Below are 13,091 nucleotides of genomic sequence, written 5' to 3' on the forward strand. Positions count from 1 at the left end.
CGTCATGATGTACTGATATTATTAATAATCCCCAAATCCGTTGGTAAAGGTTTCATACGAAATCTCTTCGTCTGGTGTATTCCGCAATTCCACAATATAATCAAAATGATCATAAGTATATTCGGATTCACGAATAAAAATATCTGGATGCTCAATTACCTTAGTAGAAGGCATGCTCATGATCTCTTGCAGCAATGTATGGTGCTTCTCATTTGAACGTATAGTCGACACTATCCCGTCAATAATAAATACACTGTTCACTGACATTTCATCCTCTGACAATTGGCTGCGTACGGTCTGACGCAATAATGTCGAAGAAACAAAGGTCCAACGCTTATTAGAGCAAACGCTACCTGCAATAATGGACTCTGTCTTACCGACACGCGGCATTCCACGTAGCCCCACGACCTGATTACCCTCACGTTTAAAAATTTCGCCTAAAAAGTCAACTAATAGACCAAGTTCATCGCGTGTAAAGCGGAATGTCTTGCGATCATCAGAGTCACGTTCAATGTAACGGCCATGACGAACTGCTAAAATATCAACCAGCTTGGGCTCACGCAGAGCCGTAATAGTTATATTATCCACTTTTCTCAACATTTTACCCATCAGATCCACTTTTTCATCATCATTGGTTTGTAGCAGCATGCCGCGAGTACGATCTTCTACCCCGTTGATGGTAACTATATTAATATCAAGCATCCCCATTAAGGATGCGACATCTCCCAACAAACCGGGACGATTTTTGTGAATTTTGTATTCCATGTACCATTGCTTTGTTTCCATTTTTACACCCCATAATAAAATTAAGTAACCATCCATATTTTATTGTAATAGTTTACAAAATTATTCTACAAATTTCGATAAATTCCTTCTGCCTGTAAGGAAAAAGATTATTAAGGTTTAATAACCGTAATTTCTTCGTTCCGATAAACTTGTACGCCTGGCGTCCACTGCTTTTGTAACTGGTCCAATACAGCTGTCATTACGGTTTCCCACTGTACATTTATTGTGGTCGAGGAAATATTCATAATCGGTACTTGCAGAGCTTTCATCCGCTGCAGAACTGCTGGCTCTAATGGCGAATAAACCACTAACCAATCTGGTCCATGCTGTCTAACTTGGGATTGAAATGGCGCATACCATCCTTCCGCATCAGAAAGAGATATATATTCTGCTTCTTCTGAGGGTGCCCACATAGAGGGTATAGGATTGGTGGACACAGTGACCCACTCCAACCTCTTACCTATAACCTGCTGCTGCTTAACCCATTCCTGCCACTGCTTCTCCATAAAACCTTGTCCCGTCTGCTTCCACACGATCTGATCTCCGCTGATAGGTACCGCGGACAGAGATATGGCATCATCTAATAAGATCCACTTTTTGTCCGGCATTGCAGCGGCATGAGAAACTGCTTCCGAGGTGAGAGTGTTGCCGATAACGATTATGTAATCATAGGGCGATGTTTTTATTTTATCGACCAGTGGATTCTCAAGTGCAGCCACGTTAGGGAACCACTCAAATGCGATATGCTGGGAATCACGCCATGCAAGCAGTGTTTTCTGAACAACAGCTGCTGTTTGTTCGTTTAAATCGGTCTTTGTAATTACCAATACCGATTGTTTGGATTGTAATAATTGGGGACTTATTGTCGGCATATTTTTACCGCAGGCACTAATAAATAAAGCCAAACAAATAAAAATCAACCATCCTGCATGTTTCATCTTATTCAAACTTCTCCAAGCCGCCTTTCATCATCCGGTTTACCCTACATAGAGTTTTCATAAAAAATAAGACAATCTAAATAAGTATACCATGAAAACCAGGGAAAAGCCTCCTGAGCAGGAGGCCAAGAAATGCAAGAGATTAAGTTACTAACAATCCCTAATATAAAATTAGGATATCCCAGGTGTAACAAGCTTTACCATAAGACGTGCAATAGTTTTCTTCTCATTCTCATCGGCTACATCCCAAAGTTCTTTCAATACTCGTTCTTCATTGTTTTCAGGATCGACCTTATCAGAGAGAAATTCTCCGATTTGGACAGCCAATTTATTAATCGTTTCATCTTTCATACCGGCATGTTCAGCTTGCTGTACACGCTCATTCAAAAATTCTTTCCACCGGTCAAACACCTTCAACACAGTTGCCATATTGATTATGCCTCCCTATAAATGAAGTTGTACTACGAATACTAATGTTCACTAAAAGGGAGGGGAATATGCAGATTGTTAGGTAAGCCAGCCACCATTAGGACTTATGATTTGACCTGTAATATAACCGGACTCTGGCAGAGCCAAAAAATACACCAATGAAGCGATTTCGTCCGGTTGTCCAAAACGTCCTGCAGGAATTTCATTTTCTATTGCGGCTTTCTCAGAAGTATCAAAACTAGCCATCATTCGTGTGTCCACAGCACCAGGGGCTACTGCATTCACAGTTACATTCGAGGGCGCTAGCTCCTTCGCAAGCGCCTTAGTGAACGCGTTTACCCCGCCCTTAGCTGTTGAATAAGCCACTTCACAAGAAGCGCCAGAAATGCCCCATATAGAGGAAACATTGATAATCCTACCATATTTTTGTCGGATCATCGGTTCCATAAATTGCTGTGTCGTTAAAAAGGTTCCTTTCAAGTTGACGCTCATCATGTCGTCCCACTGTTCTTCCGTAACATCTGACAGCAGACCGTATTGGCTGATTCCAGCATTGTTAACTAGTATATCCGGTACCATATCATGATGGTTCAGCTTCTCCTGAAGGCGCAGAAGCTGCTCCTTGCTGCGCAAATCCGCAGTTGCTGTCAGCACCTTAGCTCCATGCTTCATACAGTTTCTTGCCGTTTCATTAGCAGCCTCATGCGACTGTAAATAATGAATAACCACATTCATTCCAACCGTGGAGAACCGCTCGGCTATTGCCGCTCCAATGCCCCGGCTCCCCCCCATTATAAGAACCGTTTGCTCAGTAAACGGTTTACTCGGTTTATTCATTTCTGTTCACTTCTTACGATGGATACGGCAAGCTGATTCCAATTAAAGTGCTTCTGCAGGGCTTCATTCACATCTTCTATTTTCAGCTGCTCATAAACAGGTAAAATATCGAACAAATCAATATCCTTGAACCGATATTTCGTAAACTCGTTGGCGATGGCTTCAGGTGAATTCAAGGATCTCATGAACCCGCCTATTTTCTTTTTCCGGCTTCTTTCGAAATCTGCAGCATCAACGCCCTTTGCCTTGACTAGATCAATTTCCTCGCGAATGCGGGAGATTAGCTTTTCCGGTTCCTTGGTATCACCGCCGAGAACAGAAAACGCATAATTTTCGCCTATATTATACTCGCTGCCAAAACTGTCGGATATAAGCTGCTCATCATACAATTTTTCGTAAATGGCTGAGCTTGGGCTAAGTAAAATATCCAGCAGAAGCTTCATCGTTAATTCACGCTTAAGAAGCTCCTTGCCTCTTGCCGTTTGCTCTGGCTCTTTACAACCAAACAGACATTTGGGTAAAGAAACAGGAAGCACGATTACTTTTTCCTTTTGCTTGACACCTGGCGGTTCTGCTTCGAAATGTCTTAGAATAGTACCTTGTGGCTTGTAATCCTTCGCAGCTTGATTTTGTTGGACCAGCTCTATAATTTCCTCAGGCTTCACGCCACCCACAACAAACAGGCTCATATTACTTGGATGATAGAAGGTATGGTAGCAGTCGTAGAGTAGCTCCTTCGTTATATGGGAAATAGACTCCACCGTTCCAGCAATGTCAATATGTACCGGATGCTTATGATACATCGTTTCGATCAAGCCAAAGTAAGAGCGCCAGTCTGGGTTATCTTCGTACATCTTGATTTCTTGACCGATGATGCCCTTTTCTTTCTCAACGTTCTCATCCGTAAAATAAGGATTTTGAACGAAATCCAGTAAGGTTTGCAAATTGTCATGAACATCCTCGGTTGCTGAAAACAAGTAGGCAGTCTTATCGAAGCTTGTGAAAGCGTTGGCTGAAGCACCTCGCGATGCGAATACTGAAAAAATATCACCTGTTGGCTCTTCGAACATTTTATGCTCTAAGAAGTGTGCTATCCCATCTGGTACCTTGAGCTCCTGAGAGCCTTCTACTTGAAAATGATTATCAATCGAGCCGTACTTGGTTGAGAATATCGCATAGGTTTTGGAAAAACCTTCTTTAGGCAAAACAAATACAGACAATCCGTTAGGGAGCTGCTCCGCATACAAAGTCTCTTTCACATGGGGATATGGAATCACCTTCATGTCTTATTCTCCTCCCTTCCGGTCGCGTAAAAAGTATATGGTATCGAGCTTCACTTGTTTGGCAACCTCTTGAATCTGCGCTTTATCTACCGAAAGAACATCTTCGATTAAAGCTGGGACTGTACGCTCAACGCCAGACAATACATTGTTAAAATCAAATGATATGATCTCGAATGCGGAATCCTGCAGTTCTCTTAAGTGTCCTGTAATCATCGCTTTTGTTTGCTGCATTTCTGTTTCGCTGATATCAGCAGCAATCATAGCGTCAAGCTGCTGGCGGATAATCTCAACTGCTTTATCATATTTATCCAATTCAATGCCAGACTGGATAGTCAGTATGCCTTTATGTCCATCCAAACGCGAGGATGCATAGTAAGCCAGACTGGCTTTTTCCCGAACATTAGTAAACAGCTTCGAGTGAGGGTAGCCGCCCAGGATGCCGTTGTACATCAGCATGGTAGGATAAGTCGGATCAGCATAGGTTGTATACGTCCTGAGCCCCAAATTCAGCTTGCCTTGGTTCACATCCAGCCTTTCAACAACCTCACGTACTTCGTTTACTTGACGGTGCTGCACTTTAGCTGTATAGCTTCCTGCTGCTTGGCGCTGTAGACTGAAGCTGCTCTGAATTAATGGGAGAACTTCTTCTAAAGTTGTCTGTCCGACAATATAGATATCGATCGGCGATGTCTGCAGCCACTGCTCATAATTAGCATACAAGTTATCTGCTGTAATCTTCTTTAATGCATCGATGTTGCCTAGCGGATGTAATCTGTAAGGCTCTTGCTTGCACATCTCCTCTACGCATCGTTCAGCAGCATACCTGATTTTATCATTAATAATCGATTCAATTCGTTTCTGCAGAGTAATTTTCTCGGAGGTGATGTATTTGTCTACGAATCGGCCATCCTCTAGGGCAGGTTTCGTAATAGCTTCACCAATAAACCGGATGCCTTGCTGCAGTAGCGAATCCTTGCTGCTCACAAAATGATCCTGAATCAGATCCATGCGAAATTGGACCATTTGATAGTCGCCGCGTTTGTAAATATCAAAGCCGAAGCCTGCACCATATAAATCGTCCAGCTTCTCCCTAAACTGCTTGGTTTCTGGATAAGTCTGGGTTCCACGGCGTAGCACAAACGGAATAAATGCGGTGGGTGTTACTGTTTCCTCCCCTAACGGAGTACCAATGTATACCGATATGGCATACGTCTTAAATTGATCCGTGGGCAATACATGGACACGAATGTTACCAACCGCGCCGCGTTCAAATTGGATGTTTTTCAAAGGGACATTGCTCCTTTCCAGATCTACAAATCCATTATATTCCTTTGGAAACAGAAGAAGCAACCGCAAGGGTTGCTTCACGCTAGCCTTAGTTACAAAAAATATGCTTACCGATCTGTTTCACCTGAGGCCGAGTCCATATCCATTTGGAGGTTGCAGTTTCGGGATTAAAATAATATATGCAGCCGCCTGATGGATCCATGCCATTCAATGCTTCCTGTACTGCTTTTTTAGCATTTTCATTTGGAGTAAGCCATATTTGACCGTCCGCTACCGCCGTAAACGCACCCGGCTGAAATATAACGCCAGAAACCGTATTTGGAAAGCTTGGTGATTTTACACGATTTAGTATTACTGCCGCAACTGCCACTTGGCCAATATAAGGCTCACCACGTGATTCGCCGTATACTGCGTTAGCCATTAGCTTGAGATCCTGTTCCGACAATCCTAAATTATTCGATTGAGACAGGTTTCCTGTGCCAGAAGGGGGTGTTGAGCCTCCTGACGTAGTACCGCCACCTGCTGCGCCTCCACCACCGCCAGTAGAGGGCAATTCTTCTGCAGTCGGCTTGTACGCTTTCGTTGCTTCCCATAGCTTTAATTTAGTTTTACTACCCAATATACCGTCTACCTTCAACCCGAACTCCGACTGAAACCATTTTAAGGAGCGAAGAGTATTATAACCAAAATCACCATCCACATCGTTTTTGTAAAACCCCAAAAATTTGAGACGGCCTTGCAGCTCGTAAACATCCTTACCGTTTTCACCGTATTTAACATCATTCTTACTGAAGGTTTGCTCAACATCAAAATGGTGTTTAATCTGGTAACCCGAAAATAAAACAAAAATCAAACAAAACGTAATTAATACCAACCGCTTGTTCATCAATAGATACTCACCTTTCTCAATTGCATATTGGAAACCTTTTTAAGGTTATTATGAGAAAGGAAGGGCGCTTCTATTCAGATAAAACTGTGTACTTCGAATCATCTCTTAACGAGCTGTGAAATCACACTGTCCCCTATTCAGAATATACTGAGAAAAATGGGATGTGGAGTGAATGAATAAGCTGGAGCATGTTCTATTTTTAATTGTCATTTATCTATTATTTGTCATTTGTTGTGCCGTTATTTGGTACACTGCCTTGCGTATCTTTCTCCCTGTTCTCCCTTATCGGATAGCACTGTCTGTATCGAACTCCGTGCTGACTATATTCATTTCGTTCCCTCCCAAATCGACTTTAAAGAAATTGCAAGAATCCGATGACGATGAATAAAAAGGATGGTTACAGATTTTTGTATACAATAAATCCCCTATTTTTACCCCTACCTATTGTTAGGCCCATTTCTAAATGCCAAGCTTCAAGCTTCTATTTGAAAGCATACGCTGTTGTTATCTTAAGAGAAGGTGGTAATAAAATGGCCTATAATCCTCATGGAAATCCTTACTATCCAAAAGCATACTCCTCACAGCAGCACCCTTATCCACATCCCTATTCTCACCCTTATCCACATAACCCTTGGAATCAACAACAATGGCATGGTGGCTGGCAGGGCGGTCATGCCGGGCACCATATGCATGGTTGGCAAGGTGGACACAGCGGCTGGCAAGGAAATCAAGGTCATCACGGGCATGGTGGCTGGCAGGGCAATCCTGGTGGCCAGCACGAACACGGCGGCTGGCAGGGCAATCCTGACGGTCATCACGGGCATGGGAACTGGGAAGGTAATCAAGATGGTCAACATGGGCATGGCGGCTGGCAGAGCAATCCTGGGGGGCAGCATGGGCACGGGGGCAGGCAGGGTAATACTAGCGGTCAACACAGGAATAAAAGTCATAGCGGGAATCGCTCCAAATCCAAATAGCCAGGTGCAATTTACTGAGGGGAAAGTTCACTTTCTCCTCAGTATATGCAGCTAGCTTGTCTCTTTACTAAATGACATCATGTCGATCGTTACAGAATGGATCAAACTTAGAACTTAATAAATAAAAGCATACCGTCATGTTTCATACGGCATGCTTCAATGATTTTTATGAACTCATTCTGTCTTGGTATTGTTCCAATGAAACTAACACCTCACGCGGCTTGCTTCCCTCATAAGGACCTACAATGCCTTTTGCTTCCATGGAATCAATCAATCTTGCTGCCCTTGTATAGCCTACACGCATACGCCGTTGGAGTAAGGATACCGAAGCTTGCTTAGCCTCCAGTATAATTTGAACCGCTTGGTCATAGAGCTCATCCTCAACTTGTTCTGGAACATCAGGCTGTTCTTCGATCTGTGGAACCATATCCTCTACGTAGTTAGCCTGACCTTGTGTCCTGACAAAATTAACAACCGATTCTACCTCATTATCGGATAGAAAGGCCCCCTGAACACGTACAGGCTTAGAGGCTCCCATAGGAAGATAAAGCATATCGCCACGACCTAGCAGCTTTTCAGCTCCTACCATGTCTAGAATCGTTCTAGAGTCAACTTGTGAGGAAACGCCAAATGCAATTCTGGAAGGAATATTAGCTTTAATTACCCCCGTGATAACATCGACTGACGGTCTTTGTGTGGCAATGATCAAATGAATCCCGGCAGCACGCGCCATTTGGGCCAGACGGCAAATCGCATCCTCCACATCATTGGCAGCGACCATCATCAAGTCAGCTAACTCATCTACAATAACTACAATATAAGGAAGTGGAGCTCCTGTCTGAGTTTCCACAAGCATATTATTATAGCCTTCGATATTCCGTGTACCACTCTTCGAGAAAAGTTCGTAGCGCTTTTCCATCTCAACAACTACTTTTTTCAACGCTAGAGAGGCCCTTCTCGGGTCTGTTACAACCGGTGCAAGCAAATGCGGAATGCCATTGTAAACGTTCAATTCAACCATCTTGGGGTCAATCATCAAAAACTTAACTTCATCTGGCTTCGCCTTGTACAAAATACTCGTGATAATTCCGTTTATACATACAGATTTACCCGATCCTGTGGCACCTGCTACTAACATGTGAGGCATTCGTGCCAAATTACCGACAATAGGCTGTCCAGAAATGTCACGCCCAAATGTGATGGAGAGCTTGGAGGCGGACTCTTGAAAGGCTCCGCTTTCCATCACCTCTCGCATGGTAACTATGGACACCTCCAGATTCGGTACTTCAATCCCAATTGCTGATTTCCCAGGAATTGGAGCTTCCATCCGGATATCTTTGGCTGCCAAAGCAAGGGCAATATCATCGGTCAAGCTGACGATTCTGCTAACCTTGACGCCTACATCGGGCTGGATCTCATACCGTGTGACTGAAGGCCCGCGAACGACCTCCAAAACTTTGGCTCTTACACCAAAGCTTTCCAAAGTTGCTTCTAACTTACGAGCTACCGCTTTATAATCCAACGAATCTGAGCCTTTGCCAATATTCGGCTTGGACAGCAGCTCAAAGGATGGAAGCTCATAAGGAAGTGCGACTGGCTTATTATTGATCGCGAAATCCTCCGCGGCGCTTGAATCATCCTTTAGAGGCTCTGCACTTGCATCAGGCGTTACCTTTGCAGCAGCAGGAATTTGACTTTGATTTGATACCTCATGCTGAACATGTTCCTGAAAGTCGCGTATGACAGGAATTAATGGATCAGGTTCTATCTCTCGCTGATAAACCAATTGTTCCTCTTCTAGATCATTGGCAACTGTTTGAACTGCTATTGGATCTGCCTCCTTAGGCTCGTCCCTTCCTTCCGCTGCTACAGCTTCACGTTCAATAGGTTGCTTGGGTTGAAGCAAATCATAAAATAAAGAGCGCTTCTTCCCTTCCTTCTTTACCTTACGTTCTGGCTTCAAGGTTTCCTCATCAAATTCGCTCTCATCTGGAATATAAGGAACCATAGCTTTTTTCTTAAGAGCCGGTACAGCAGCTTGCTGGGTTCTTCGTTCTACTATTTTACGCTTTATGTATTGAGCGAGTAACGAGTCGGCAAACGATTTCTTTCCTTTTAACTTTTCCATCATATCGACAATCGATAGACCTGTTAATAGAATAAATCCGATGATCAACAACGTATATTGAATCAGCTTTGCCCCAATATTTGCAAATAAGGAATACAGAATTGCATATAAAGAAGCCCCTAGCATTCCCCCGCCTACTTCGTTAGTAAGGATGGCTTGTCCTTTATCCGTCGCTTTAAGCCCGTCTACCATACTGCTCCACGATTGACTCATAATCATGCCAGCTGTAAACTTACCTTTTGGATAGAGCTGCTCAAACAAGCTAATATGGCTCATAATCAAAAGCGCTAAAAGCATCAGAAAGATTCCGGCTTTGCGGGATGATTTCCATTTCGGCCATTGGCGCTTCACCATCACATACAGACCTACATAAATGAAAATGAGCGGGAAGATGAAATCCCAGGAGCCAATTACGAATCGAAACAAATAGGTCAAGGCACGGGCCACCGGTCCTTCCCTCGATAATGCAATGATAGATAGGGTCAGAATGACAATCCCATATAGCTCATACTTTAAATTGGTTCTGATTACTGTTTTACTTTTTTTCTTTGGTCTTGCCACACGGCTCACCCCCAATTCAAAATTATACCATACTTTGGGGATCAACTTAACTAGGTTGAAAAAATCAGACCTTAGAACTAGCCTACCGGTTGAAATTCAATAATACTCCCTGGGCTATACCTCGGATTTAAATAATTTTGCGGGTCGCAGCTCATGATTCGAACAATAGTTGCTTGAGTTGAGTTAAGCGGCTGTACCTGCATCATTATTCCATTCATCACAATTTCAACACTGGTTGCCTCCATCTTATCTATACCTTCCATCACAACCTCCATAGGCAGAACCGTGTAATGAATCATTGAATCAAGCCTCCTGAATTTGTGTTTCGTTTCTCTTCAATCCGACGATTTAATTCCCGTATTCCATCACCTACGCCGCCAATTGCATTAATAAGGCCATATTTCACAGCATCTACACCAATAACTGTGGTACCTATATCCCGAGTCAATTCACCGGTTTTAAACATTAATTCCTTCAGTTTTTCTTCGGTTACCTGTGAATGACTTGTTATAAAACGGATTACGCGCTCCTGCATTTTATCCAAGTACTCGAAGGTTTGCGGCACTCCGATTACAAGCCCATTCAGACGGATCGGATGAATCGTCATCGTAGCCGTCTCTGCGATAATGGAATAATTGGAGGACACCGCGATAGGAACGCCAATGGAATGCCCGCCCCCAAGAACAAGGGTAACCGTGGGTTTTGAAAGAGTCGCAATCATTTCAGCTATAGCTAAACCCGCTTCTACATCACCGCCAACCGTATTCAGAATAATAAATATACCCTCAATTTTGGGGTTCTGCTCGACTGCAACAAGCTGTGGAATCAAATGCTCATATTTGGTTGTTTTATTTTGTGGAGGCAACACCAAATGCCCTTCCACCTGTCCAATAATTGTCATGCAAAATATATTGGATTCGCCAGCTGGAGTAGCGGTTTGTCCCAGCTGTTGTATGGTATCAACCACCGTGCTTCTTTTATTGTCCTCGGGACCTGTCAATGGTTGGTTAGGTTGAGGCTCCTGCTGTTTAAATTCAGTCATTATAAATTCCCCCTGTTTATCCGTTTTTTCATCTCCCCTAGTATGGTTTGATCGTGCAAAAATATACAAAAAAACCACCTTAATTAGCGAATATACGCCTTAAGGTGGTTCCCTTTTCTCGGAATCAATGGTTAATAACATTAGCTATTTATTAAGGTTTCAAGCTTTCGACTGGTGGTTTTGGATCAAACTTCCATAATGATAGGAAGGATCATAGGTCTTCTTCTGGTTTGTTCATATAAAAATCGTCCTAGTGCATCTTTTACATGGGTTTTTAAAGAAGCCCACTCATTTACATTCTCACTCATTAAGCGATTCAGAGTGTTGGTTACAATACGGTTCGCTTCGTCCAGCAAGCCTTCGGATTCTCTTACATATACAAAACCTCTGGATATAATATCAGGCCCGGATAAAATAGCACCGTCTTGTTTGCTTAAGGTTACCACAACAACTAAAATGCCATCTTGAGACAGCAGTTTGCGGTCCCGAAGTACAATATTGCCTACATCTCCAACGCCCAAACCGTCAATTAAGATATTACCCGCAGTTACCTTCGAGCCTTTACGAGCAACGCCATCTAGAACTTCTACTGTATCGCCGTTATCGACAATAAAAATATTCTCTTTTGCGATACCTACAGCTTCAGCTAGCAGTCCGTGCTGACGAAGCATCCTGTATTCACCATGAATCGGTATGAAATATTTCGGTTTCATTAAATTCAACATAAGCTTGAGCTCTTCTTGACTTCCGTGTCCGGATACATGCACACCTGTAATCGATCCAGGACCGTAAATTACGTGTGCTCCGATTCTCATCAGCTCATCAACAGTTCTACCGACATAACGTTCATTGCCGGGAATAGGTGTTGCTGCAATAATTACCGTATCGCCTGGTAAGATATCAACCTTACGATGTGTAGATCTAGCCATTCGAGTCAATGCCGACATCGGCTCTCCTTGACTTCCTGTAGACAAAATAGCAACGCGATCTGCGGCCATTTTGTTCACTTCCTCAGGTTCGATCAGCATACCGTCTGGAATACGTAAATAACCAAGCTCACTGGCAATAGATACTACATTTACCATACTACGGCCAATAACAACAAGCTTTCTTTTGGTTGTTTCCGCTGCATCAATAACCTGCTGAATACGATGAATATTAGAAGCAAAGGTAGCTATAATAACACGTTGCTTTGCTTTCCGGAACACTTCTTCAATCTCCGTGCCAACGCTTCTTTCAGAACCTGTATAGCCGGGACGCTCTGCATTCGTACTGTCAGACAACAACGCGAGTACACCCTTGCTGCCAATTGCAGCCATACGGTGTATATCAGCATACTGTTCATTTACTGGGGTCTGATCGAACTTGAAGTCACCTGTATGGACAACATTACCTTCCGGAGTTTCCAAACATACGCCGACCGAATCAGGAATACTGTGATTTGTTTTAAAGAAAGTAGCTGTCATGCAACCAAGAGGCAATTCCGTCTCCGATGAAATCAAGATCCGTTTTGTATCGCCAAGCAGATTGGCTTCCTTAAGCTTCGTTTCAATCAATCCCAGTGTAAGCTTGGTACCGTATACAGGAACATTAAGGAATTTCAATACATACGGAAGACCACCGATGTGATCCTCATGTCCGTGAGTAATGATTATTCCTCTAACTTTGTCCCGATTTTCCGTTAGGTAAGTGATATCAGGGATAACAATGTCAATTCCGAGCATGTCCTCTTCAGGAAACTTTAGACCACAATCAATAACAACAATATCGTTAGCATATTGAACGACATACATATTTTTTCCGATTTCACCCACGCCGCCCAGGGCAAAAATCGAAAGCTTATCTATATTTTTCTTAGACAATTTAGAAATACCTCCTATTTAAATTTGACGACGAATTTTTATATGAACCATCAACCAAATCCAAAACCGCAC

General features: G+C 43.1%; 12 protein-coding genes and 1 pseudogene. 2 read left to right on the forward strand and 11 right to left on the reverse strand.

Annotated features, from left to right (window positions below; genetic code table 11):
* Positions 1-21 precede the first annotated feature (21 nt).
* The 7 genes from GC093_RS09185 to sleB all read right to left on the reverse strand — a co-directional run bounded on the left by GC093_RS09185 (position 22) and on the right by sleB (position 6,446).
* Entirely contained in the window at positions 22-786 is a 765-nt protein-coding gene (locus GC093_RS09185) for a DUF3388 domain-containing protein (protein ID WP_171651555.1), read from the reverse strand.
* A 110-nt stretch (positions 787-896) separates the two neighbouring features.
* Complete coding sequence (locus tag GC093_RS09190) at positions 897-1,733, reverse strand: hypothetical protein (RefSeq protein WP_216624561.1); 837 nt, start codon at positions 1,731-1,733, stop codon at positions 897-899.
* A 162-nt stretch (positions 1,734-1,895) separates the two neighbouring features.
* On the reverse strand, positions 1,896-2,153 hold the full coding sequence (locus GC093_RS09195; RefSeq protein ID WP_171651557.1) for a DUF3243 domain-containing protein: 258 nt from the start codon (positions 2,151-2,153) through the stop codon (positions 1,896-1,898).
* 78 nt (positions 2,154-2,231) lie between these two features.
* Positions 2,232-2,990, reverse strand: coding sequence for an elongation factor P 5-aminopentanone reductase (gene ymfI / locus GC093_RS09200; RefSeq protein ID WP_171651558.1), 759 nt, complete (start codon positions 2,988-2,990; stop codon positions 2,232-2,234).
* Positions 2,987-4,273 carry an EF-P 5-aminopentanol modification-associated protein YfmH gene (gene yfmH, locus GC093_RS09205; RefSeq protein ID WP_171651559.1) on the reverse strand — a complete coding sequence of 429 codons (1,287 nt, stop codon included), beginning with the start codon at positions 4,271-4,273 and terminating at the stop codon, positions 2,987-2,989. The genes ymfI and yfmH overlap by 4 nt, the downstream gene beginning before the upstream one ends.
* Positions 4,274-4,276: 3 nt before the next feature.
* Entirely contained in the window at positions 4,277-5,560 is a 1,284-nt protein-coding gene (yfmF, locus tag GC093_RS09210; RefSeq protein ID WP_171651560.1) for an EF-P 5-aminopentanol modification-associated protein YfmF, read from the reverse strand.
* 88 nt (positions 5,561-5,648) lie between these two features.
* On the reverse strand, positions 5,649-6,446 hold the full coding sequence (sleB, locus tag GC093_RS09215) for a spore cortex-lytic enzyme (RefSeq protein WP_171651561.1): 798 nt from the start codon (positions 6,444-6,446) through the stop codon (positions 5,649-5,651).
* Between the two features lie 175 nt (positions 6,447-6,621).
* Here sleB and GC093_RS09220 point away from each other — a divergent pair, with 175 nt between their 5' ends.
* Positions 6,622-6,837 carry a hypothetical protein gene (locus GC093_RS09220; RefSeq protein WP_171651562.1) on the forward strand — a complete coding sequence of 72 codons (216 nt, stop codon included), beginning with the start codon at positions 6,622-6,624 and terminating at the stop codon, positions 6,835-6,837.
* Between the two features lie 226 nt (positions 6,838-7,063).
* Positions 7,064-7,426: pseudogene (locus tag GC093_RS35855) on the forward strand (hypothetical protein); the annotation flags it as partial.
* 166 nt (positions 7,427-7,592) lie between these two features.
* Here the strand turns inward: GC093_RS35855 and GC093_RS09230 are convergent.
* The 4 genes from GC093_RS09230 to GC093_RS09245 form a co-directional block, all read right to left on the reverse strand.
* A complete protein-coding gene (locus tag GC093_RS09230; protein WP_171651564.1) occupies positions 7,593-10,115 on the reverse strand; it encodes an FtsK/SpoIIIE family DNA translocase in 2,523 nt (840 codons plus the stop codon).
* A gap of 77 nt (positions 10,116-10,192) precedes the next feature.
* A complete protein-coding gene (locus GC093_RS09235; RefSeq protein WP_171651565.1) occupies positions 10,193-10,414 on the reverse strand; it encodes a YlzJ-like family protein in 222 nt (73 codons plus the stop codon).
* Complete coding sequence (locus tag GC093_RS09240; RefSeq protein WP_171651566.1) at positions 10,411-11,157, reverse strand: ClpP family protease; 747 nt, start codon at positions 11,155-11,157, stop codon at positions 10,411-10,413. The genes GC093_RS09235 and GC093_RS09240 overlap by 4 nt, the downstream gene beginning before the upstream one ends.
* Positions 11,158-11,342: 185 nt before the next feature.
* Entirely contained in the window at positions 11,343-13,019 is a 1,677-nt protein-coding gene (locus tag GC093_RS09245; protein WP_171651567.1) for a ribonuclease J, read from the reverse strand.
* Positions 13,020-13,091 lie beyond the last annotated feature (72 nt).

Origin of the sequence: Paenibacillus foliorum, from assembly GCF_013141765.1 — a bacterium.
GTDB classification, from domain to species: Bacteria; Bacillota; Bacilli; order Paenibacillales; family NBRC-103111; genus Paenibacillus_S; species Paenibacillus_S foliorum.